Raw genomic sequence first — 24,939 nt, forward strand, 5'->3', positions numbered from 1 at the left:
TCTTGGGAGCAGGCCGAGTCGTCGGCCCGCTGTACGCCGACGGCAGAACACCCCTGGGATCGCCGTGTTCGGACGCATAGCCTCGGCGTTGTTGTTCGTCGCTCTGGCGCTGGTCGTTCCGAACGCTCTCCTGCAGCCAGCTGCCGACGCGGCACCGGGGGATTCGTACCTCACCAGCGATGCCGTCGCCGGTTGCTTTCTGGCGCAGGCCGTCAGCGGCAGCACCACTATGTACGGCATCGTCTACGACTCTGTGACTGATACGGCGACCTTCACCGCGGACTACAACAAGGATGGAACCAACGACGTCGGTACTGGAAGTACCAATTCGATCGGCTACAACCCAATCGATGGGTATATCTACGGCACGCAGTTGCGCGCCGGGGTCAACTATCTTGTGAAGATCGGCCAGAGTGGGGTAGTAGTCAACAACGCGGTCATGGTGTTGCCGGACTCTGTCACCAGCGACACCGGTATGACGGCCTACTTCGTCGGCACGGTCGCGCCTAACGGCACCATGTACATCGCGAACGGCATCGGTGGAAGTCGATACGTCACCATCAACCTGAACACGCTGACGAGTGCAACGGGGGTTCTCACCAACGCGGGTTCGAGCTACACACCTGACAGCCTCGCTGACTGGACCTACGCGAATGGCCTGCTGTACGGAGCGGAGACCGATGGCGACATCGTCGTGTTCGACCCCGCCACCGGAGCTCGCGTCGCCCGCTATGCAGGAGTGCTCCCGTCGCTCGTGAGCGGCAACTTCTACGGCGCTGCCTACACGCTCGGCAACGGAACCATGGTTTTCAGCAACAACAACACCGGTCAGCTCTGGCTGTGGGACCCTGCCAACCCAACCGTCCGCATCAACTACGGCACTGGCCCCAGCAACTCGAACAATGACGGAACGTGCGTTCCGAGTTCGCCCAGCATTCACCTCGAGAAGACAACGACAGCGTCCAATCTTGTTGTAGGTCAGTCGATCACCTACACATTCGTCGGCACCAACACGGGCAACGTCCCCCTCAACAACATCACCATCACCGATATTGCGGCTCAGTTCACCGGCTCAGGAACGATGGGGACAATCGGTGGATGCACTTGGCAGGGTGGCGTAGCTGGAACCTTGTACCCCGGAAGGACGGTCACCTGTTCGGCCAGTTACACGGTGACCCAGGGTGACGTCGACCGGGGCAGTGTCTACAACAACGCCGAAATCAAGGGGATCTCAGCAGATCTGAATGCAACTGTCGTCACGGACCAGGATGATGCAACGGTCAGCGGCACGCAGACGCCGTCGATCGACCTGGTGAAGACCGCCAGTCCCAACTCGCTCGCCGTCGGCACTCCCATCAGCTACACGTTCATCGCCACGAACACCGGCAACGTCACCCTCCACGGCGTGACGATCACCGAAACCCAGTTCTCCGGCAGCGGCACAGTCCCAGTCCCTGGCGGTTGCACGACCTCTATGGTCGGCACGACGGACCCTGCGACGCTAGCGCCAGGCGAAACAATGACCTGCACGGCGACTTACAGCCCCACTCAGGCCGACGTCGACGCCTACGCGAACAACCCGGTGTCTGGGCAGTTGACGAACACCGCCCACGTCGTGGGTCTCTCGCCGGCGAATGTGTCGGTGACTGACGACGCAAATGCGGCCGTTCCCGCAAACCCGTCGCCCCAGATCACGCTTACGAAGACCCCCACCCCGACAACCTACGAATCGTCCGGCGACGTCATCACCTACCAGTTCGTGGCGACCAACACGGGCAACGTAACCCTCACCGACGTGAGCATCCTCGACGATGTCACTGCGTTCACGGGCGACGGCGGTGCCTTGACGGCCATTGCCGGATGCACCACTTCCAATGCTGCTTCAACCAACCCGACCACACTTCTGCCCGGCGAGACGATGACGTGCGCGGCTACCTACACGGTCAGCCAAGAAGACTTGGACGACGGCACGGTCCACAACAAGGCCGACGTCACGGGTACGCCGCCAAGTGGCCCTGCGGCGTCGGCTACTGCGACGGCCGACGCTGCGGCGATCCAGTCGCCGGGGTTGTCGGTGAACAAGGTGGCGTCGTTGGCCGATGGTGATGGTGATGGTCTGGCGGATGTGGGTGAGGTGATCACCTACTCGTTCACGGTGACCAACACGGGGAATGTGACGTTGGCGCCGGTGACGGTCACGGACGCGAAGCTGGGGTTGACGGATGCGGCGTGTGTGGCGTCGTTGTCGGTGGGTGCGACCGATGTGCCGTGTTCGACGACGGTGGCGTACACGGTGACGCAGGCGGATGTGGATGCGGGTGTGGTGCACAACTCGGTGACGGCGACGGGTACGCCGCCGTCGGGGCCGCCGGTGGTTTCGCCGCCGGACACCACGGACACGCCGGCTGACCAGGCTGGTGGGTTGTCGTTGACGAAGGTGGCTGACAAGTCCGACCTGGTGGTTGGTGAGGTGATCACGTACACGTTCACCGCGACCAACGAGGGTGTCACGACTCTGACCGATGTCGCGATCAGCGAGGTTGCGGGGTCGTTCACGGGTTCGGGTGTGATGTCGCCGATCGGTGGCTGCACGGTGAACGGGGTTGCGGCGACGAATGGGTCGGCGACGTTGTTGCCGGGTGAGTCGTTGGCGTGTACCGCGACGTACACGGTGACCCAGGCCGATGTGGATGCTGGGCAGGTCACGAACGTGGCGGATGCGGACGGTACGTCCCCGACAGGTCCGGTGGATGCGCCGGACGCGACCGAGCAGGTGCCGGGCACCGCTTCGCCGGGGTTGTCGGTGAACAAGGTGGCGTCGTTGGCCGATGGTGATGGTGATGGTCTGGCGGATGTGGGTGAGGTGATCACCTACTCGTTCACGGTGACCAACACGGGGAATGTGACGTTGGCGCCGGTGACGGTCACGGACGCGAAGCTGGGGTTGACGGATGCGGCGTGTGTGGCGTCGTTGTCGGTGGGTGCGACCGATGTGCCGTGTTCGACGACGGTGGCGTACACGGTGACGCAGGCGGATGTGGATGCGGGTGTGGTGCACAACTCGGTGACGGCGACGGGTACGCCGCCGTCGGGGCCGCCGGTGGTTTCGCCGCCGGACACCACGGACACGCCGGCTGACCAGGCTGGTGGGTTGTCGTTGACGAAGGTGGCTGACAAGTCCGACCTGGTGGTTGGTGAGGTGATCACGTACACGTTCACCGCGACCAACGAGGGTGTCACGACTCTGACCGATGTCGCGATCAGCGAGGTTGCGGGGTCGTTCACGGGTTCGGGTGTGATGTCGCCGATCGGTGGCTGCACGGTGAACGGGGTTGCGGCGACGAATGGGTCGGCGACGTTGTTGCCGGGTGAGTCGTTGGCGTGTACCGCGACGTACACGGTGACCCAGGCCGATGTGGATGCTGGGCAGGTCACGAACGTGGCGGATGCGGACGGTACGTCCCCGACAGGTCCGGTGGATGCGCCGGACGCGACCGAGCAGGTGCCGGGCACCGCTTCGCCGGGGTTGTCGGTGAACAAGGTGGCGTCGTTGGCCGATGGTGATGGTGATGGTCTGGCGGATGTGGGTGAGGTGATCACCTACTCGTTCACGGTGACCAACACGGGGAATGTGACGTTGGCGCCGGTGACGGTCACGGACGCGAAGCTGGGGTTGACGGATGCGGCGTGTGTGGCGTCGTTGTCGGTGGGTGCGACCGATGTGCCGTGTTCGACGACGGTGGCGTACACGGTGACGCAGGCGGATGTGGATGCGGGTGTGGTGCACAACTCGGTGACGGCGACGGGTACGCCGCCGTCGGGGCCGCCGGTGGTTTCGCCGCCGGACACCACGGACACGCCGGCTGACCAGGCTGGTGGGTTGTCGTTGACGAAGGTGGCTGACAAGTCCGACCTGGTGGTTGGTGAGGTGATCACGTACACGTTCACCGCGACCAACGAGGGTGTCACGACTCTGACCGATGTCGCGATCAGCGAGGTTGCGGGGTCGTTCACGGGTTCGGGTGTGATGTCGCCGATCGGTGGCTGCACGGTGAACGGGGTTGCGGCGACGAATGGGTCGGCGACGTTGTTGCCGGGTGAGTCGTTGGCGTGTACCGCGACGTACACGGTGACCCAGGCCGATGTGGATGCTGGGCAGGTCACGAACGTGGCGGATGCGGACGGTACGTCCCCGACAGGTCCGGTGGATGCGCCGGACGCGACCGAGCAGGTGCCGGGCACCGCTTCGCCGGGGTTGTCGGTGAACAAGGTGGCGTCGTTGGCCGATGGTGATGGTGATGGTCTGGCGGATGTGGGTGAGGTGATCACCTACTCGTTCACGGTGACCAACACGGGGAATGTGACGTTGGCGCCGGTGACGGTCACGGACGCGAAGCTGGGGTTGACGGATGCGGCGTGTGTGGCGTCGTTGTCGGTGGGTGCGACCGATGTGCCGTGTTCGACGACGGTGGCGTACACGGTGACGCAGGCGGATGTGGATGCGGGTGTGGTGCACAACTCGGTGACGGCGACGGGTACGCCGCCGTCGGGGCCGCCGGTGGTTTCGCCGCCGGACACCACGGACACGCCGGCTGACCAGGCTGGTGGGTTGTCGTTGACGAAGGTGGCTGACAAGTCCGACCTGGTGGTTGGTGAGGTGATCACGTACACGTTCACCGCGACCAACGAGGGTGTCACGACTCTGACCGATGTCGCGATCAGCGAGGTTGCGGGGTCGTTCACGGGTTCGGGTGTGATGTCGCCGATCGGTGGCTGCACGGTGAACGGGGTTGCGGCGACGAATGGGTCGGCGACGTTGTTGCCGGGTGAGTCGTTGGCGTGTACCGCGACGTACACGGTGACCCAGGCCGATGTGGATGCTGGGCAGGTCACGAACGTGGCGGATGCGGACGGTACGTCCCCGACAGGTCCGGTGGATGCGCCGGACGCGACCGAGCAGGTGCCGGGCACCGCTTCGCCGGGGTTGTCGGTGAACAAGGTGGCGTCGTTGGCCGATGGTGATGGTGATGGTCTGGCGGATGTGGGTGAGGTGATCACCTACTCGTTCACGGTGACCAACACGGGGAATGTGACGTTGGCGCCGGTGACGGTCACGGACGCGAAGCTGGGGTTGACGGATGCGGCGTGTGTGGCGTCGTTGTCGGTGGGTGCGACCGATGTGCCGTGTTCGACGACGGTGGCGTACACGGTGACGCAGGCGGATGTGGATGCGGGTGTGGTGCACAACTCGGTGACGGCGACGGGTACGCCGCCGTCGGGGCCGCCGGTGGTTTCGCCGCCGGACACCACGGACACGCCGGCTGACCAGGCTGGTGGGTTGTCGTTGACGAAGGTGGCTGACAAGTCCGACCTGGTGGTTGGTGAGGTGATCACGTACACGTTCACCGCGACCAACGAGGGTGTCACGACTCTGACCGATGTCGCGATCAGCGAGGTTGCGGGGTCGTTCACGGGTTCGGGTGTGATGTCGCCGATCGGTGGCTGCACGGTGAACGGGGTTGCGGCGACGAATGGGTCGGCGACGTTGTTGCCGGGTGAGTCGTTGGCGTGTACCGCGACGTACACGGTGACCCAGGCCGATGTGGATGCTGGGCAGGTCACGAACGTGGCGGATGCGGACGGTACGTCCCCGACAGGTCCGGTGGATGCGCCGGACGCGACCGAGCAGGTGCCGGGCACCGCTTCGCCGGGGTTGTCGGTGAACAAGGTGGCGTCGTTGGCCGATGGTGATGGTGATGGTCTGGCGGATGTGGGTGAGGTGATCACCTACTCGTTCACGGTGACCAACACGGGGAATGTGACGTTGGCGCCGGTGACGGTCACGGACGCGAAGCTGGGGTTGACGGATGCGGCGTGTGTGGCGTCGTTGTCGGTGGGTGCGACCGATGTGCCGTGTTCGACGACGGTGGCGTACACGGTGACGCAGGCGGATGTGGATGCGGGTGTGGTGCACAACTCGGTGACGGCGACGGGTACGCCGCCGTCGGGGCCGCCGGTGGTTTCGCCGCCGGACACCACGGACACGCCGGCTGACCAGGCTGGTGGGTTGTCGTTGACGAAGGTGGCTGACAAGTCCGACCTGGTGGTTGGTGAGGTGATCACGTACACGTTCACCGCGACCAACGAGGGTGTCACGACTCTGACCGATGTCGCGATCAGCGAGGTTGCGGGGTCGTTCACGGGTTCGGGTGTGATGTCGCCGATCGGTGGCTGCACGGTGAACGGGGTTGCGGCGACGAATGGGTCGGCGACGTTGTTGCCGGGTGAGTCGTTGGCGTGTACCGCGACGTACACGGTGACCCAGGCCGATGTGGATGCTGGGCAGGTCACGAACGTGGCGGATGCGGACGGTACGTCCCCGACAGGTCCGGTGGATGCGCCGGACGCGACCGAGCAGGTGCCGGGCACCGCTTCGCCGGGGTTGTCGGTGAACAAGGTGGCGTCGTTGGCCGATGGTGATGGTGATGGTCTGGCGGATGTGGGTGAGGTGATCACCTACTCGTTCACGGTGACCAACACGGGGAATGTGACGTTGGCGCCGGTGACGGTCACGGACGCGAAGCTGGGGTTGACGGATGCGGCGTGTGTGGCGTCGTTGTCGGTGGGTGCGACCGATGTGCCGTGTTCGACGACGGTGGCGTACACGGTGACGCAGGCGGATGTGGATGCGGGTGTGGTGCACAACTCGGTGACGGCGACGGGTACGCCGCCGTCGGGGCCGCCGGTGGTTTCGCCGCCGGACACCACGGACACGCCGGCTGACCAGGCTGGTGGGTTGTCGTTGACGAAGGTGGCTGACAAGTCCGACCTGGTGGTTGGTGAGGTGATCACGTACACGTTCACCGCGACCAACGAGGGTGTCACGACTCTGACCGATGTCGCGATCAGCGAGGTTGCGGGGTCGTTCACGGGTTCGGGTGTGATGTCGCCGATCGGTGGCTGCACGGTGAACGGGGTTGCGGCGACGAATGGGTCGGCGACGTTGTTGCCGGGTGAGTCGTTGGCGTGTACCGCGACGTACACGGTGACCCAGGCCGATGTGGATGCTGGGCAGGTCACGAACGTGGCGGATGCGGACGGTACGTCCCCGACAGGTCCGGTGGATGCGCCGGACGCGACCGAGCAGGTGCCGGGCACCGCTTCGCCGGGGTTGTCGGTGAACAAGGTGGCGTCGTTGGCCGATGGTGATGGTGATGGTCTGGCGGATGTGGGTGAGGTGATCACCTACTCGTTCACGGTGACCAACACGGGGAATGTGACGTTGGCGCCGGTGACGGTCACGGACGCGAAGCTGGGGTTGACGGATGCGGCGTGTGTGGCGTCGTTGTCGGTGGGTGCGACCGATGTGCCGTGTTCGACGACGGTGGCGTACACGGTGACGCAGGCGGATGTGGATGCGGGTGTGGTGCACAACTCGGTGACGGCGACGGGTACGCCGCCGTCGGGGCCGCCGGTGGTTTCGCCGCCGGACACCACGGACACGCCGGCTGACCAGGCTGGTGGGTTGTCGTTGACGAAGGTGGCTGACAAGTCCGACCTGGTGGTTGGTGAGGTGATCACGTACACGTTCACCGCGACCAACGAGGGTGTCACGACTCTGACCGATGTCGCGATCAGCGAGGTTGCGGGGTCGTTCACGGGTTCGGGTGTGATGTCGCCGATCGGTGGCTGCACGGTGAACGGGGTTGCGGCGACGAATGGGTCGGCGACGTTGTTGCCGGGTGAGTCGTTGGCGTGTACCGCGACGTACACGGTGACCCAGGCCGATGTGGATGCTGGGCAGGTCACGAACGTGGCGGATGCGGACGGTACGTCCCCGACAGGTCCGGTGGATGCGCCGGACGCGACCGAGCAGGTGCCGGGCACCGCTTCGCCGGGGTTGTCGGTGAACAAGGTGGCGTCGTTGGCCGATGGTGATGGTGATGGTCTGGCGGATGTGGGTGAGGTGATCACCTACTCGTTCACGGTGACCAACACGGGGAATGTGACGTTGGCGCCGGTGACGGTCACGGACGCGAAGCTGGGGTTGACGGATGCGGCGTGTGTGGCGTCGTTGTCGGTGGGTGCGACCGATGTGCCGTGTTCGACGACGGTGGCGTACACGGTGACGCAGGCGGATGTGGATGCGGGTGTGGTGCACAACTCGGTGACGGCGACGGGTACGCCGCCGTCGGGGCCGCCGGTGGTTTCGCCGCCGGACACCACGGACACGCCGGCTGACCAGGCTGGTGGGTTGTCGTTGACGAAGGTGGCTGACAAGTCCGACCTGGTGGTTGGTGAGGTGATCACGTACACGTTCACCGCGACCAACACGGGGACCACAACCTTGTCGCCGGTGACGATTAGTGACGCCAAACTGGGTCTTCTGGATTCCCCGTGCGCGGCTTCGCTGGCCCCGGGCGCGAGTGTGGCTTGTTCGACGTCGGGTTCGTATCTGGTGACCCAGGCGGATGTGGATACCGGGCATGTGGACAACACGGCGACCGCGACGGGCATTGACCCGTCGGGCAGCACAGCGACAGCGACGGACTCGGTAACAGTGGTGGGTACTGCCTTGCCGTCTATGAGTCTCGACAAGACGTCGCGGGTGGTTGATGTAAACGGCAACGGCAAGACCGACGTGGGTGATCAGATCTGGTACAGCTTCGTGATCGTGAACACCGGGAACATCACGCTCTCGAACGTAGTTGTGAATGACCCGATGTTGGGCCGTCTTGGGATCGGAATCACTTGTGCCACGACGACCCTCGCGCCCAGAGCGTCGACCACGTGCACCGCAGACGAAGCGTATGTCGTGACGCAGACGGATGTTGATGCTGGTGGAGTGTTCAACCGGGCGTCGGCTACCGCAGATGTGCCGCCCGGGGTCCCGCCGGTCGTTCCGCCGAATGATGTGACTGAGACACCTGCAGTTCCCGCACCCGCCATCGACTTGGACAAGAAGGCGAAAGTTGAGGACGTCAACGGAAACGGCCGCACTGACATCGGCGACTACATTCACTACTCCTTCAAGGTGACGAACACCGGGAACACGACGCTGACCAACGTGCGCGTTGACGACGAGATGTTGGCGGGCTTGGGAATCGGGATCACCTGCCCCCAAACTACGCTCAGCGTCGGCGCATCGATGAAATGCAGAGCGGACGAGCCCTACGTGATCACGAGGGCGGACGCAGAACTTGGGTTCGTCTTGAACACGGCGATCGTCTTGGTCGATCCGCCGGCTGACTGCGGTTGCAAGCCGCCGTCTGACAGCGACCAGGAGAATGTGCCGGTGACATGGTCGAGTCCGCTGCTGCCGGATACCGGCCTGTCGAATGCGGTCGTGTGGGCTGGCGCCGGAGGGCTGGGACTGCTTGCTGCCGGCTCCCTGATGATGGTCGCTGGCCGTCGTCGACGCGGCGAGTAGTTCAAGCCATAGGGAACAAACGTGACCACGCCCCGGACCCCACTCGCCTGTCAAAGGTCTTGGAATCAGATGCGTTGGCCGCATTGCCGAGCCCCGAACGAGGATGGAGACGTTGAATGAACCGGACGAAGCTGGCTGTTGTGACCGCGATGCTGGTGCCCGCCTTGATGGCCTGCTCAAGCGGCGATGATGGCAAGGACGCAGCCGACGGCAAGGCTGGTAAGAGAGGCGATGAGGCATCCGACTCGGCGAGCGCGATCGTCGCGCCATCGGTGGAACCGACCTTCAAAGGCGCGATCTCAAGCCTGGCCGATGTCGCCTGTGAGGCATCAAACGGCGTGTGGTCCGGCAAGGGGACGCTGACTAACAGCGGCAACAAGAAGCGGACCTTCGAGGTCACCTACTCGGTGATCAAGTCCGCGACCTCGGAAGTGCTCGGCGCCAAGTCGAGGAAGGTGCAACTGGCGCCGGGGGAGTCGCAAGCGATCGACTTCGCAGCGATCTACGACAAGGCCCCCAAAGGCACACAGTGCGTACAGCGCGTCATCGAACCCCTCAAGAAGGAGTGAGAGGCGCCCGGAGTGGCCCACGGAAATGCCCCGGCAGTAAGTAGACTGGATTGAGTCTCGTCTACTGAGTGGTGGCCGCCGGCTGCAGTTCGGCAGCGTGCGGACCCCCTGAGAGACCAGTCTTGGATGAGATGAACGACATGACGAGATCAAAGCGATCGAGGCGCGGGCCCGGATGCGTCGTTGCCGCACCCGACAACACTCTGCGCGCCGACGAGGCTGTGCACCGTTCAGAGGAGACACTTGCCGTTCCCTCGAATGCAGCTGGGCTCCTGATGGAGGTGGTTCGCCGTGAGCATGTTGCCGCTCTGGCCGGGCCATTCGTCATCGTGGAACGCTCGGCCGCCGGCTCGATCGTCGATCGCGAGACTTGCGCTGGTCCGTATCGGACGATGCACGATGCGATTTCTGCACTATGGAGAGCCACGCCCCATGGTCGCGAATGCATCATCGAACGCCTGATGGATGCGATTCCGGACGGCGTCGTCGAAGTGAACAGCCGGTCGCACGGTGGGGACGATGTCTGAACTAGGCGAACCCGAACTCCTCGACGCAGCACGGCACGGGGACCGGGAAGCTGTAGGCACGCTGTTCAAGCGCCACGGCGCGGCCGCCACACGCCTAGCGACTAGCATCGCAGGCCCATCTCGAGGCGACGACCTCGTCAACGAGGCGTTCATTCGGATAATTCGGCAGTTTGATCGCGGCCAAGGACCGACCGACAACTTTGGCTCCTACCTGAGTACGACGATCAGGCGGATGCACATCGACAACTTGCGGCGGCTCAAGAACGAAGCCTTGGTGGGCGATGACGCAACGCCAGATCAACCTGTCGCCGACGGAGCGGAGGGCCGTGCCGAGAACGCCATGGTGTTGGCGGCACTCAGCGAGCTGCCGGATCAGTTCCGTGCGGCGTTGTGGTATGCGGAAGTGGTCGGGCTTCCGTACGCCGAGATCGCCGAACGAATGGACTCGAACGCCAACGCGGTCGGCGTCCTCCTGCATCGTGCGAGAGAGGCATTGCGCCGCTCCTACCTGTCCGTGCACGTCAAGGCGGCCCCCGGACCGGAATGCCAGGGCCCCCTGGCTGATGTTGCTCGGTTCGTCCGTGGCGACCTTCCGGCACGTCGGGAAGCAAAGCTCCTTGAACACCTCGATGGCTGCGGATCATGTACCGCAGCTGCGCAAACCGTGAGGGAGCTGAACACCAACCTCGGCGCACTTCTTGTTCCGGCAGTCGGCGCCGGAGGGCTGATGCTTTCCAAGACGTCCAAGGGGTCGGGGCACGCAGCGGCAAAGTCGAAGACGCCCGCGCTCGTGGCCGGAACGGTTGCCACTGGTGTTCTCGCGGCCATCCTCGCGTTGGTGTTCCGCGCAGGCGACCCGCCCGCCGAGACCGCCACCACCGTTGCCACGTCAACGCCGACAACCTCGCCCGCAGCACCGAACTCATTAGCGCCGACGCCCCCCGTCGTCCCCGTCGTGACGCCGTCGGTGGTGCCGCCCTCGCCGCCTCCTACGGTGGCGCCCGCCGCCACGCCGACTCCGACGGCGGCCCCAGCGCCGCAGCCCCGGTTGGCCGTCAGCCAACCGAGGCTCTCGAGAGCGACTTCCGGCAACGTCACAGCCGTGCGGGTCTCGCTTGCAATCCAGTCATCTGAGAGACGAATCGACATCGTCGTTGACGTGGGAAACTCCTTGGGCCTGGCGGTCGGGGGCTCAAGGTGGCGGTGCTCAGGGGGTGGAAGCAGCCACGCAACCTGCTCCATCTCAGCCACCGCGAATCGTACGGAACTCTTGGCACTCACGATCACACCCGCTGACGCCGCCAACGCCGTGTCCGGTTCGGTCGCGGTGACCAGCGGAGGCATCAAGTCAGTACGCCGATTCCGAGGGTGACGGCGTGCGCAAGACCGCGTAATGACTCCCTGTGCGGTCGCGTCCATTTCTGCGTAGGGTTTGCCGAACCGCGGAGAGGGTGAGTTGTGGAAGTTCTGGGACTTGCGGTCGTGGGAATGGTGATCGGCCTGTTGGCGAGATGGATGCGCCCGGGCCGCCAGGGCTTGAACCTGAGGTGGACGTTCGTCCTGGGGGTGCTGGGCGCCGTCATCGGTGGCGCCGTGGCAAGTGGGGTGGGCACAGGCAGCGTCTGGGAGCTCAACGTCGTCGGCACTTTGGTGGGCGTCGTTGCGGCCATCCTCCTGGTCGGGGCTGCGGAGGGCTTGGTCGGTCGCCGCGGAGAGTAGCGCGGGCTGGACTTCTGCGCATTGACGAGACGGGATGTGAGGACCTGTTGGCCGGGCAGCGCCCTGAGTCGCCTGGCTCGGCTTCTTGCCCCGAATGCGTGTGCGGGTAGGTTTAGCTCGACGAAGCCGCAACTGTCACGGACCGCGGACTTCAGTACGACCGCTGCTGTCCTCTGAGCGGGATCTTGCAACAAGGCCACCAGCGAGTCGTTGGTCGATTCGAACCATGCCCAGCCACCGTGCGTATGCCCGACCCGTGCACATACCGGCTTGGATATCGCCGCCGACCCATCGCGTCAGGTCGGCAAACGTGCCGGAGCCGCGGCGCCGTATGACGGCTCGCGTAACCCGAAAAGTCCCCGTGACCTGTCCGGTGAAGTGCACGATCTGGCCGACCCTGAGCCTCAGCACCCATCGGTTGCTGCAGTAATCATGCTGGGAAACAAGTTGGCCACCAGCGTGCCGTGTCGCAACGGCGCCTCGACATTCGTCGAGCGCCGCTTGGAGTTGCGCGGGATCGGCGCGGAGTGGCACATTCACACGTACGAACCGGTAGCGGACCTTTCGGCCCTGGCTGGGCGGGCGCGGAGTCAAGGCGACGGGCAATGCGGCTGGGTCGGCGGTGTCGATCTTGCGGGCCGTGTGACCTGGCGCAAGTGGTGAATGGGTGGACGTGGTGACGTCCCCCTGTGCGTCTGCCTCTGTTCGGGGCGGCGTACTGGCGCCGCAGGCGGTTGCTGAAACCGCCAAGAGAAGTGCCGGACCTCGTCGAGTGGCCTGCCTAACCATGGAGCCCGTGGCCGTGTGCCGGCCGCGTTCTCGTATCAGGCGGGCGCGGAGGTCCTGGCGGCAGTTGTCATGAAGCTCGGGCGATCTCGTTGCGTTCACGTTCCCTCCCAAGAACGGTACAGTTCCGTACTTCACTGCAAGGTACGCTCGCGTACGTGACTGGTCAAGAGTTGAACTCGGCAGCATTGCCCAAAGGCCCGCACAGTTTGACGCGGGAAGAGGTACTTGCGTCGCAGCGCGCTCGGCTATTGACGGCGACGCTCAACGCGGTGGGTCAGTGCGGATACGCCACGTTGAAGGTTGAGCGGATCACCTCCGAGGCGCACGTGTCTCGGACGGCCTTCTACGAGCAGTTCACCAACAAGGAAGACGCGTTCTTGCAGGCTTACGATTCTTTCGGCGAGGCCTTCCTGGCTCAGTTGATCGAAGTGAGCTCTCTGGCGAGCCATCCATTGGCTGCTGTCGAATCGAGCACGAAGCTGTTGGTCGGGTGGCTGACCGAACGTCCCCTCGCGGCCCGTGCGTGGCTGCTGGAGATCTACGCCTTGGGTGATCGTGGGCTTGACCGGCGCGCGTCCACCATGCGCGCTGTCGAAGAAGCGTTCGGCCTTGCAGCACGATGGATACGTCGACTCGATCCCGAACTGTCCGCAGTGCGACCGTTGGTAGCTCGGGGTGTCGTGGCCGCCTCATTCGAGCTCCTCAGCGAGGCTGTCAGGGATCCCACGCCTCAACAGATTGCTGAAGCGACGACCGCCATTAGTGACCTCTGGATCATGGGCATGACATCGATGCCCTACGAACCAGGGTCATCGCCCAAGCTGACCAGAGACGGGTAGAGCGGAAGAGGGAGGAATTGGAGGCGAAGCCCCGACGGATCCCCCAACTGTTGCTCATAGAGCGCAGCGGCCTCTGCGCCGCACCTTGTCGAGTACGGCCCAGAAAATGAGCGAGAGCCGGTGTGCGTGTCAATGCAAGCCACGAGGTACTGCGTCGGCCCGACAGTGCATCCCGCGCACACTTCCGATTCGTCGGTGGCGCCATCTGAACGTCTGCGGTGAGGCATCCGAGTCCCCCTTCGTACGTATCCCGTGCTAAAGAGACGCACGTGGGCGCGCAGCACTTACCCCATTAGGAGCGCTTGGAGCGTGCGGACCGATGACGCCTGCGGGTCTGTTGTCCGGCCTGGCTTGGTGCGCGGACCACAGGTGTCGATGCTTTCCGCAGCACAGCTCCAGTTCGCCCAGGGCTGTGGGCAACAGGGTTGGCCAGCAGTCTCAAGATGGCCTGAGATCAGGCGCCTCTGATGCGATGCACGCCAACTATCTCCCCGTCTCCGGATGGGACTCGTGTCGGGAGCGGCTCCTCTGGGGCGCGTAGCCTGCCTCGCTGTCCTATTGTTCTAACGAATTGAGACGCTGATGAAGAGTCGCTCGCATCCAGTCTCCACGCTGCGCCGCACCGGCGTGAGCTTCGGTATCGGGTTGATCCTCGCCGGCCTCGCCGTGCTCGGCTGGGTGGCGTGGCAGTTCTGGGGCACCAACTGGCAGTCGGGCCAGCGGCAGGACGACGTACGCCGTGCGCTCCAGTCCGGCTGGGGCGACGGCCAGGACGTCGTCCGCACCGACTTCGGCAATGCCACCGCCATCGTGCACATCCCGAAGTTCGGCAAGGACTACGCGGTGCCCGTGCTCGAGGGCTCGAGCCAGGAGGTGCTCGCTGCGGGGGTGGGCCACATGGCCGACACCGCGGACGCGGGTGCTGCCGGCAACTACGTCCTCGCCGGGCACCGGGTCACCCACGGCGAGCCCTTCGCCGAGCTGCCCTCGCTGGAGCCCGGCGACGAGGTGGTGGTCGAGACCCGCGCTGCGACGTACACCTACGTCCTCGACACCGGCGGCCAGGACCTGGTCATCCCGTTCACCCAGACCTGGGTCCTCGACCCGAAGCCGGTGAACCCTCACGGCGGCACCCAGCCGCCGGCCGACGCGGGGGACCACCTGATCACCCTGCTCACGTGCTCGGAGATCTTCCACACCGACAACCGCTCGGTCGTCTTCGGCCACCTCGTGTCAGTCGCATCCCCTTAGGGGAGCGTCAGCCTGTGGATCCGCTGGGCAGCTTCTAGAGGCCGCAAACGACCACGACCGAATTTTCCGGCGATCGGTGTTAGAAATCGCTGGTCCCAAGCGTCATTCGTGTATGACGCCGCCCAATGCAGACGACCCCGGGCACCTTGAACGGCGAGGAGAGCTCCGCCCGCCGAATCCCCAGGACGCCCTCGATCCAGCGGCCTTCGAGAGCGGCATGGCACGGCTGGTAGAGATCCTTGTGGCCGACGAGGTCGCTCAGTTGGATCATCTGCACATCGTGATCCTGAGGAGTTCGCTGACGACCCAGTTCGTTGGCCCCTTTCCTGACGCCATCGCCGCTGCTTGTGCTGCGGAGGTTGAGATCCAGACCAACGAGCAACTGGCAGAAGAAGATCGCCTCTGCATCACGGTCGCTCCACTGCTCAGTCCTTCTCCTTCGTAGCCCAGTCGGCACTTGCGCCACGCCATCGCTTGATGGGCCGGCTTGGGCTGGAGCAAGTGGAGGCCTGATCTGCGGGCTTCATCTCCTCTGCGCGCAAACGGCTCGTGGACTTCGGCGCGGGCGGCCGCGCGTGGATGATGGACATCGAGAAGGTCGGGGCATGCCGGCCCGACATGCTCCTAGGGTTGGCCCCCTCCGTCGCGCCGCGGCGTGTCGACAGTCCGGCCGCTAGGTCACCACGTGCACCCACGTCGACAGGCCACTGCGACGCCGCAATGACCTGTGTGCGATTCAAGAATGCGGCCCTGACTCTCGTAAGTTTCCCGCCAGTGGCGACGTCCTTTCCACATGACTGGACTCGTGCTGGGGATCGCCCTGTTGGTGGTGGCGGTTGCCGTCGTGCTGCAGCGCCCGACTGCGGCGGTACTCATGTCAGACGCGGTCCGGGGTGCTGGGCCTAGCTTCGAGTCGGGCGCCTGCCCGTCCTCGACGTCCAAGCGCTCAGACGTGCGCCAGGAGGCCACCGCGATGTTTGTAGAGCGCGGACGCGATGCGGGCTACACCACCTACCTCACTGCTGACGCCACGGAATCACTCCGCGCGATGAACCATGAAGATGGTCGGGTCATATGTGCCTTCATCTTCGGGGACTTGGCATTGGCGCCCCAACGCCACGGGGCGCGGGTTCTCAGCGCCTCTGATCCAGCCTGGCAAACTGCGTGTGGCGGCTACAGGATCGTCTACGTGATCAGCGCCGTCGAGCGTACGGTCCATGTTCTGGAAATCGCCTGACGTACCGGCGGCTTGAACTCTTCCGGTAGTCATTGAACGGCCACCGGCGACGTGATTCGCAGCCGGAAGAGGTGGCCGGATCGACGACGACGGATAGCGTCGAGTTCGTCGTCGAACCGCCTCGGCGCGACGGTGCCGTGGGCGTCAAACCGGTAAGGCTGTTTGCGACCAGGTGGCGGTTTGCCTCGGCTTTCGTTGCCACCTTGGAGTGTCGACCTGCGCTGTGGGAGGGCAACCACCAGCTTCAGAAGATCTGGTGACAGCATGCTGCGAGCCACGCGCTCTGGGGGAGCCGGCATCGTCGCGTACTCGCGACGTTCCACAGGCCTCGGATGACAGTCGGTAGGAAGTCGGATCCAGGTGATGAGCTCGCTCGCATGCCGATCCTGCGAGCTCAAGGGAGCTCGATGACGGCAGTGCGCAAACGGCCTGCGAACTGCCGATAGGCCGCAACGCGGCGCGAGTGATTCGTAATCTCCTTGGCGTCCTGCACGTCTTCCTGCAGGGAGACTGCGCGAATCCACGCCGGGCTCGGGTCCTGACTGGCTGGCTCCGTTCCGTTCGCTTGACACCTTAGGAGACTGCGATATCTGTGATGACAATGTGGCTGGTTGCCATTGTCTCGTGGTTGTGCCTAGCGGCAGTTGTCACCTGTGCCTTGACGTCCGCGTCACGGAAGGGACGGTTTGCCGAGGAGACGGGACCGGAGCCGGACGAAGATGTGCGTGACACGCTCCAGTAGAGCGGCGCTGCGCAGCGGCATCGCTCCGGCGAACCGCATCCGACAGCGGTCGTTGTGTCACGCCCGAAGTGCAGCGCCGGCACAAGGCCGACGTGGGTCGACTCCAGTAATGATCACTCGATGGCCCGCGTCTCATATCCGATGTCGAAGGAGCGCGGGCAAGCGCCGCCGTTGTCGCATGGCTGACGGCGAGCATTTCCTGTTCGAGCCCTTGTCGGGCGCGCTTCGACTGACGGACGTTCTAGTGGGCGGATGTCCACCCTAGCCCCGTGGCGCGGACGACTGGCCCTGCTGCCGAATCGACATCACCCGGCTCGGTCCAGACTAGCTTGAGGAAAGCAAACGATGTCCTGTCTTCGGCGCGTTGGCGCACCACTACTTCTCATTGCCCTCGCGATTGGCTTGGCGACCGCGCCGGCCACAGCGAGGGCGCGGCCCGGATCCACACAGTCTCTGTCGGCTGTCGCCCATGACGTCCAGGCTGGAGACAGGAATGACTTGATCTTGTGGCGAGGCGTACCGGACCTCGACCGTGCCTACCTCTTAGGTCGCTTTCGCTGGTCGCGATGCCGGATCGTGCCAGTCCGGGTAGTCGGCGGCACAACCATCTGGCGTGCGACCCGGGCGGCGGTGGCCCATGTCAGAAGGGCCAGTGGTTTGCCGCTCCACATTCAGGCGGAGCCACTTCCAGATGGCCGAGGTATCCGCGTCCGTGCCCATGCTCTTCGCGCTCGCTACACACTTGGTGAGACCAGCTTGTTCTCATTGGGGGGCGAGCTGTGGCGTGCCGATTCGGATATCGACGTTGCGAAGGCGGGTTCGGAACGCCTCAGCACGGTAATTGAGCACGAGTTGGGCCACGCGCTCGGCATAAGGCACTCGCCTCGGTACGAAGGCGACGTCATGTCGCCCGTTGTGCGGCGTGGTCCGTTGCCGTTGTCGGCTTGGGACCGAGCCGCATTCGCGTACTCCGGCCGCGGAAGGTGTTCTCCGTGAGTCGCCGTCGCCGGTGTGTAAGCGCAGGCGCGGCGAAAGAACGTCGGCGCCATTCGATGGCCGGGCTGCGCCGTAAGATCGACGGCTCTCTGCACGTCTGAGCGATGAAGACGACATTGAGTCAACCGGGCAACCGAAGGGCGTGGCATGGGCAGCAACAGGGTTGGGTACGTCATCACAGCAGCTGGCCTGGTGGCTCTATCGGTGCCGCTCGGCACGCAAGCAGTCGCAGCCGAACCCGGTCCCACCCAGGCACAGGCCGTCGGAGAACCTCGACTAGCTTTCGAGCTTCCGATGGGCGATGTCTTCGGACACCATGACGCGGCGCGCTTGGGGAGCGCTTCGATGTTGGCCAGCCCGCCAGCGCCGCTGCCGCCGACTCCTCCGGCGTCGCCGACGGCGAGCCCCTCTGCTAGCGCGTCACCGACACCGCATCCGCCGCAACCGCCGGCGTCCCCGTCGAGTTCGCCGTCGACCACCCTGCCGGCGTCGCCCGCCGCGACTTCTAGTCCATCGGAGACGGCAAAGCCGCCGGTGGCGACGCCAAAGGCCGATCCAGCGCTGCCTGAGGTCGGCAAGTCCGAACCGAGCGAGCGTCCCGCTGAGGTGCAGACTGGCATGGGCCCCGCGGAGGAACGCGACAATGAGGGAGACGTCGCCGCACAGGTAGGCACGGCGGGTGTAGCGGGGCTCGCAGCAGGCGTCGCAGCCTGGATCGGGCTTTCGCGGCAGCGCCGAAAGAGCGGCCGCCGATGACTCAAGTCATGCCCAGTCCTCGAGAGATATTCTCACGGGTCTGGAGCGGCGTCGTACCTGCGGATGTCTGCGAGGCAGTCATCGCTGAGGCGACCGGAGTCGAGGCCTTCGAAGGGACCGTCGTCGACCGCGACCGCGAGGGTGGGCGCCTTGATCACAACATTCGCAAGACGCTGACTGTCGGACTGGACGGCGGCAACTGGGCCTCATCGTTGATCGTGCGGTACGCAGATCTCGCCAATCAGGAGATATGGAACTTCGACGTCAATCAGCTCGAGTCGCCGTTCTCACTGCTCCGTTACGAGCAAGGCGGTCACTTCGACTGGCACAGCGATGTGCTGAGAGAGCCCGCATCATCGAATACGCCGTTCGGGCCGGTTCCAGCAGAACGCAAGCTCAGCGTCACCATCAACCTGTCAGACCCGGACGACTATGACGGGGGGCGGTTCGAGGTCGCAACCCCACACGGCAAAGTCATTACGTCTCCAGAGCTCGCGGCCCGCGGAAGTGTCGTGGTCTTTCCTTCGACAGTCGTACACCGAGTCACGCCAGTAACAAGAGGGACACGATGGGCCCTGGTCGGCTGGCTCCTCGGTCCTCAGCTGAGATGATGCACGCGTGCGGCCGCGGCTTCTTGCGGCTACTCCTGTTACTGGCGGCAACCCTCATGCTCGCCTGCAGTTCCAATGAGCCGATCGAGGATGGCGGCCAATCAATTCTCCCTTGGCCCCGCGTGGATGCAATGCCGATCCCGGACGGCAGCTCGGTGCAGACAGAGCGGCTCCCAAGGGGGCGCCCTGTCGCTGTGACCGTCGTTCGACATGACAGCCGCGAAGTCCTCGTCGATGCTCCGGTCTTGCCCGTCGTGCTCGACCCCAGCGGCGTACTTGCGCCGCCGGCGGGCATCGCAGGCTGGTACCACGAGCCTGGATGGCCACGGCCCGGGGAGGAAGGGGCCGCGATCATTGTCGGTCACGTCGACACAAGAGACGGGCCCGACACCTTCGCCGAACTGCCCGCAGCCCGACCGGGTGACGCTGTTCACGTCCGCTACTCCAGTAACGATTCCGTCGATTTCGTTGTTCGGCGGTCAGCCTCGATGGCCAAGACCGACGTACCTCACGATGACACGATCTGGGACGTGCGCGATGGGCGGGCAGTGATCCGACTCATCACCTGCGACCCGGAGAGCAGACCGGTCAATGGCCACTATGGCGACAACTGGGTGGTGTGGGCAGACCGCACCACGTTCGCGTACTGAGGAGGGATTACATGCTTCTCATTGAACAGCGCTGCCTGATTCTTCGCATGCCCAAGACAGGTTCGAAATGGGTAGCGCGCGCCTGCAGGAACGCGGTCTACGGTAGCGTGGAAGAGATCGGGCACGAACACGGGACCCTGCGACACGGAGTCAATCTGGTTGGCGACCTGAATCCGTTCATCGCGACCTTTGTGCGGAATCCAATCGATTGGTACGTCTCGGCCTGGCTCTACTGGAGGCGTTCGGGAATCTTCCCTGCCTCATCAGATGCGCAGCATTTGGCCGACCCAGGATTTGAGCGAACCGTACTTAACTGCCTTGACTACTGGCCAGAAGGATTCGTCACGAGAACGGCTGAAGGATTTGCTGGCCGATGGTTCCAAGGTGTCCACTTCGTCGGACGGCAGGAATCTCTCTGCGCGGATTTGGCCACCGTGCTGCGGCGGGCAGACATCCCCTTCGATGAGGAGGCCCTCGGGGCAACGCCACAGGTGAACCAGCGTGAGGCCAGCGCGACGGATCCTATGACGCTCGAGCTGGCCGAGGTGATCTCGGGCGCTGAGGGTGATCTGATGCGTCGGTTTGGATACACGGTGCCGGGCGGTCTGGCGTCGCAGGAACGCCTGAGCATCGGTTGGGGGCCTAACGAATCTGAAAGAGACTTGGCGACGGGCTTCGCTTCTGATTGATCAGCCGCTGGCCAACAGTTGCCGGTGCCGAATGCTCCCGTAAGCGACGTTCCGCCGGCTCGTCTACTTGGCAATACGCCCGCCTCAGTGACTGATGTTGTCTGGTGAGGAGACCCGTGCCGACGAGAGACGAACCTTGGCCGCCAGGTACGCCCAACTGGGTTCACCTGTCCGCGGGCGATCCGCACGCGGCGGCCGCGTTCTACGGTGACTTGTTCGGCTGGACGTTTCATGACTCCAGCGAGGAGGAGAGGCGACTACTTGCTCGCATTCAAGAACGAGCGCCTGGCGGCCGGGATAGGGCCAAGTCCCGTCACCGGACTGCCGGCCCACTGGTCGACCTACTTCGCGTCGAACGATGCGGATGCGACCGCAGATGCGGTGAGGTTGGCTGGCGGCGCATTGCTGATGGAACCGTTCGATATCCTCGACTTGGGTCGAATGTTCTTCGCTAGCGCACCTGATCACTCGACGTTCGGTGTCTGGCGGGCCGATAGCCACATTGGGGCAGGGATCTACAGCGAGCCTGGGGCTTATGCGTGGAACGAACTGCACTCGCAGGACTTTGAGGCCGCGCATGTGTTCTACGCAGCGGTATTCGGGTACGCGTACGACGACATGAGTACGGCAGGCCTCACCTACTTCGTCATGAGGCGGCGTGATGGTCACGGCGTGGGCGGTATGACGGCAGCCTCCATATGGCCGGTTCATGCGCGATCCGCGTGGTTGACATGGTTCGCTGTCGAGTCGTGCGACGACGCGGTCGAGAAGGCGGTGTCAGGTGGCGGGGCCGTGGTGATGGCGCCGCACGACGGTCCCTTTGGACGTAAGGCGATCCTGACGGGTGCCGAAGGTGAGACGTTCGGAGTTATCGATCTCGATGCTTTTGGCGTACGGAGCTGAGCGTCAAGAGCTTATGGCCGAAGAGTGGGCGTCTGGTCGGAGCTATCCGGCCGGCGCTCGACGGTGGCGGCCACCAGACCCGTTGCCAGTGACCGCCACCTGTGCCTCAGCCTGATTGTGGGGACAGAACTGTGACACTGATAGGCACGCACGCTCCGTTTGACGAAGCGGCGTGCGACCGAGCCTGGGCTGCGTTGCCAGTCCAACGGTCTATGGACACTGACGAACGTCAGGGCTTCTTCCTTACAGGCCAATTTTCGTGGGGTCCTTGCATTGACGCGCCGACCCGTTCTCGCTTGGTTCGAATGAACATCGCTCGCCGCTCGCAAGGGCTGCGCTGCCCGAACAACAACCGCTTACGGCGTCGGTTCCCCTCGTTTCTGGCGCTCCCTTCCTCCGGCGCCCGAGTTCGGTGCGACAAGGACTGGTCCTGAGCGCGATCTGTCTCACGACTGTGCCGGCGTGGTAGTCACAGGCCACGAGGGTCATCACGCGCGCAGCGATGCCCCGCCGTGCTCTCGAGTGTCGCCCTGCTCAAGGTCGGCAGTTGCCCGCGATCACGTAACAGAGGTGTTCTCAGCGCTCCGGCCGGTTCAACCAGTCAGAGCCGTCGAGAAGAGATGTGTCTGGATGGACTTCCACAACTTCCAGGGTTGCTGTATCCAAGAGCCCCGCAACGAGGTCTGCTCCGCCCGCGACTATCGTCGAGTCCAGGTCGATCTCAGAGGCCACAAACCACCGTCTGTCTGCTGGCCACCAGAGGTTCGGGGACTGAACTGCCCCCGAAGCCCTCAGTCGAGCCGCGAGCCGAGTCTGGTCAATCACGTCACCTCCGGCATCCGAATCGGTCAGACTTGTCATGGCCAGTCGACCGCCGGCGGCCGCTTCTGCGATGCCGGCATGCTCGAAGTCCAATGAGAGTTCAACGACTCGAGCCAGCGGCTCCGCGAACAGCCAGTAATCCCGGCCGGGCAGGTGGAAGGTCGGCGACTGCCGCCACGCGCTGGGTTGGTGTCCGTAGCCGTCCCACAGCGCACACCAACACGCGTTTGGGGTGGACGTGTGGCTGGTCAGGATGTCGCGGAGGATAGGGAGAGTCATCTGATCCAAAGTGCCCTCGAGCGGCTCATCGCCGCGAGTGTGATCTCTCAGCTCGGTGCGAGCGATCGCGGCGAACTCGCACTGCGGATGGACCTGGGTGTCGTTCCGTGCGGCCACCGCGGCCCACGATGGCGGCGACAGTTGATCGGGCTGGCCGTGGTCCGGTCGATGAAGAATCCGCGCGAATCGCTCGAACGACCGATGGGGAACCAAGTTCCTGACGATTGCTCCGAATCCGGTCAACTCGCGTGCTACCCAAGACGCCGGCCCAAGGTCGTCGACAGGTTTTGGAATCGTGGGGAACCTTGTCATTACGCCTCGCTGTCACTTGGCGGGTCCGGTGTTGCTGCGCCGCGGTCATCTGGGTCCGGAAGCTGGACGGCGCCAGACGGAGATCGACTGCGGTTCGGGGCAACGGCCGATCATCCTGTTAACGGTGAACGGACCTCCGATCCCCGTCTGGCAAAGGGCGCCTGGCGTGGCATCCTTCTTCCTCCTTGACGTCGCCCCGTCGTCGTTCCTTACGCCGCCCGGACCGGACGCGGGGGAGGTCGGAGTTGTGTTTCGCGGGACCACCCCGCGGCCGCGAGTGTCCGGCGTCACTGCGGGAACGCTCGCGGGCGCACGCTGGAGGGTCGAACTAGCCCGACGTCCTGACGCGACAAGCCAGATGCAATGCAAAGCGATCGTCGGCGTTGTCCAAGTCCAATCCGAGCATGGGCACCAGCCGCCGGATACGGTACGTGACAGCGTTGGGGTGTAGATGAAGCCGAGCGGCGCTCCTCGTGGGCGAGCATTGTTCGTCGAGGTACGCCAACAGGGTCTCAATCCCCTGCGCAGCCCGGTCAGGACCGGCTGCATCCAACGGGGCGAGCACTTCGTCGAGGATGCGCCGACTGGTCGAGGACGCCGCGATCTCTGCCAGGACGCGCCGGACGCCGGTGCCGTCGAACGTGACCGGGTCGCCGACTCGGTTCTTGTCGTGGGCGATGCGAGACGCCACCCGCGCTTCCGTGACAGCCGAGCGAAGTCCTTCGACTCCTTGCCACGGACCGCCAATGCCGACATAGACTTCGATGCCCGGCTCGGTCGAAACCGCCCTCAGCAACTGCTCCAACCCTCGGCGAAGGTCAGCCACCAGGTGCTCAGGTCGAGTGGGCGAGTTGCCAACAACAAGCAGGTTTCCCGCAACCGGGACGAGATGCCAGACGCCGGCCAAGTCAACGAACCGTTGCAGTCCTGCAAGTTCGACGCGGCCCAGTAGTCGGCGTCGGCGCGCCAAGATTTCGGCATCCTCTGCATTCAACTCGCCGAAGTCGAGCCACGCAGCGCAGTGGTGGCCGTCCGCTCGGAAGCCAACTCGTCGCGCCTGTTCCACGAGAGACGGCAGGAGGCTGGGTTCGGCGAATGCCACCTGGCTGACCAGCTCTGCACGCGTGCGTGTCTCCGCGAAGAGATGCGCCAGTTCCCGCTGCTTCGCACGAGACAAGGCGACGCACAGAGCTGGAAGCGCAAGTTGCACTCCCTCGTCATTCGGCGCGCGCACGAAGCCAACGACCTGTTCGCCGATCGTCACTGCCCCCGTCGAACCGTCCAGTTCGGAATCGCTGTCGCAGGCCTCAAACTCGAGCGGGACCCCAAGTGCATCCTGTGCACGTTCAAGGAGTTCGGCGGCGCTTGCCGTGGGGTCGGAGACGGCTGCCTGTGCAGCAGCGAGCCGCTCGAGAACTACGGCGGCGGTCGTTGTCACGAGTCTGTCAATCCTGATGATCAGGCGCGCTATGTCAGACGTAGCGGGCGTCGCCAGGAGGACGAGCCCGCTGCGTTCGGCGAGCTTGCGGCAGGTCGCGGGAACGTCGATGTCGCCAACGAACAGCAGCGCAGCGCATTCCTGGGAGCTCGCGAGCTTTGCGGCAATGTCCAGCTCGTAGGGCGAGGCACGCTCGACCGAACTGGTGGTCAGCACGACGACACGACCGCTCTGCTGATCGGCAACGTCGGTGAGTCGTTCGACGGCGCGCACGCCAGTAATGGATCGGCCTGGCCCGTGCCCCGCGAGCCAACTGATCTGCAGATGGTGGGCGTCAGCCAGATCCTGCGGAGTAGTCACCGACCAATTGTGGGCCAAAC

15 protein-coding genes are annotated in these 24,939 nt (G+C 64.4%); 13 read left to right on the forward strand and 2 right to left on the reverse strand.

What is annotated here, in order from left to right:
* Positions 1 to 91 precede the first annotated feature (91 nt).
* The 13 genes from BJ958_RS21515 (at position 92) to BJ958_RS21575 (ending at position 21,708) form a co-directional block, all read left to right on the forward strand.
* On the forward strand, positions 92 to 9,430 hold the full coding sequence (locus BJ958_RS21515) for a DUF7507 domain-containing protein (RefSeq protein ID WP_179728885.1): 9,339 nt from the start codon (positions 92 to 94) through the stop codon (positions 9,428 to 9,430).
* A gap of 116 nt (positions 9,431 to 9,546) precedes the next feature.
* Positions 9,547 to 9,999: a hypothetical protein gene (locus tag BJ958_RS21520; protein WP_179728886.1), complete on the forward strand. Its 453-nt coding sequence runs from the start codon at positions 9,547 to 9,549 to the stop codon at positions 9,997 to 9,999.
* Between the two features lie 131 nt (positions 10,000 to 10,130).
* Entirely contained in the window at positions 10,131 to 10,526 is a 396-nt protein-coding gene (locus BJ958_RS21525; RefSeq protein WP_179728887.1) for a hypothetical protein, read from the forward strand.
* Complete coding sequence (locus BJ958_RS21530; RefSeq protein WP_179728888.1) at positions 10,519 to 11,898, forward strand: sigma-70 family RNA polymerase sigma factor; 1,380 nt, start codon at positions 10,519 to 10,521, stop codon at positions 11,896 to 11,898. Before BJ958_RS21525 ends, BJ958_RS21530 begins: the two co-directional genes overlap by 8 nt.
* Before the next feature lie 1,291 nt (positions 11,899 to 13,189).
* Positions 13,190 to 13,873, forward strand: a complete 684-nt coding sequence (locus tag BJ958_RS21535) for a TetR family transcriptional regulator (protein WP_179728889.1) — start codon at positions 13,190 to 13,192, stop codon at positions 13,871 to 13,873.
* Between the two features lie 582 nt (positions 13,874 to 14,455).
* The gene (locus BJ958_RS21540) at positions 14,456 to 15,124 is read left to right on the forward strand and encodes a class E sortase (RefSeq protein WP_179728890.1); all 669 of its coding nucleotides are present in this window, start codon (positions 14,456 to 14,458) and stop codon (positions 15,122 to 15,124) included.
* Positions 15,125 to 15,236: 112 nt separating this feature from the next.
* Complete coding sequence (locus tag BJ958_RS21545; RefSeq protein WP_179728891.1) at positions 15,237 to 15,569, forward strand: hypothetical protein; 333 nt, start codon at positions 15,237 to 15,239, stop codon at positions 15,567 to 15,569.
* 348 nt (positions 15,570 to 15,917) lie between these two features.
* Positions 15,918 to 16,361, forward strand: coding sequence for a type II toxin-antitoxin system RelE family toxin (locus BJ958_RS21550; RefSeq protein ID WP_179728892.1), 444 nt, complete (start codon positions 15,918 to 15,920; stop codon positions 16,359 to 16,361).
* Between the two features lie 1,087 nt (positions 16,362 to 17,448).
* Entirely contained in the window at positions 17,449 to 18,099 is a 651-nt protein-coding gene (locus BJ958_RS29340; protein ID WP_425489782.1) for a matrixin family metalloprotease, read from the forward strand.
* A 752-nt stretch (positions 18,100 to 18,851) separates the two neighbouring features.
* A complete protein-coding gene (locus BJ958_RS21560) occupies positions 18,852 to 19,466 on the forward strand; it encodes a 2OG-Fe(II) oxygenase (RefSeq protein ID WP_179728894.1) in 615 nt (204 codons plus the stop codon).
* 194 nt (positions 19,467 to 19,660) lie between these two features.
* Positions 19,661 to 20,116 (forward strand): sortase domain-containing protein, encoded by a 456-nt coding sequence (locus BJ958_RS21565; RefSeq protein ID WP_179728895.1) that lies wholly within the window; start codon positions 19,661 to 19,663, stop codon positions 20,114 to 20,116.
* Between the two features lie 11 nt (positions 20,117 to 20,127).
* The gene (locus BJ958_RS21570) at positions 20,128 to 20,805 is read left to right on the forward strand and encodes a sulfotransferase family protein (RefSeq protein WP_179728896.1); all 678 of its coding nucleotides are present in this window, start codon (positions 20,128 to 20,130) and stop codon (positions 20,803 to 20,805) included.
* A 261-nt stretch (positions 20,806 to 21,066) separates the two neighbouring features.
* Positions 21,067 to 21,708, forward strand: coding sequence for a VOC family protein (locus BJ958_RS21575; RefSeq protein ID WP_179728897.1), 642 nt, complete (start codon positions 21,067 to 21,069; stop codon positions 21,706 to 21,708).
* Positions 21,709 to 22,284: 576 nt separating this feature from the next.
* Here BJ958_RS21575 and BJ958_RS21580 read toward each other — a convergent pair.
* Both BJ958_RS21580 and BJ958_RS29185 read right to left on the reverse strand, forming a co-directional pair.
* Positions 22,285 to 22,926 carry a hypothetical protein gene (locus BJ958_RS21580; RefSeq protein ID WP_179724400.1) on the reverse strand — a complete coding sequence of 214 codons (642 nt, stop codon included), beginning with the start codon at positions 22,924 to 22,926 and terminating at the stop codon, positions 22,285 to 22,287.
* A 523-nt stretch (positions 22,927 to 23,449) separates the two neighbouring features.
* Positions 23,450 to 24,919 (reverse strand): helix-turn-helix domain-containing protein, encoded by a 1,470-nt coding sequence (locus tag BJ958_RS29185; protein ID WP_179728898.1) that lies wholly within the window; start codon positions 24,917 to 24,919, stop codon positions 23,450 to 23,452.
* Positions 24,920 to 24,939: the final 20 nt, after the last annotated feature.

This window comes from Nocardioides kongjuensis, from assembly GCF_013409625.1.
GTDB classification, from domain to species: Bacteria; Actinomycetota; Actinomycetes; order Propionibacteriales; family Nocardioidaceae; genus Nocardioides; species Nocardioides kongjuensis.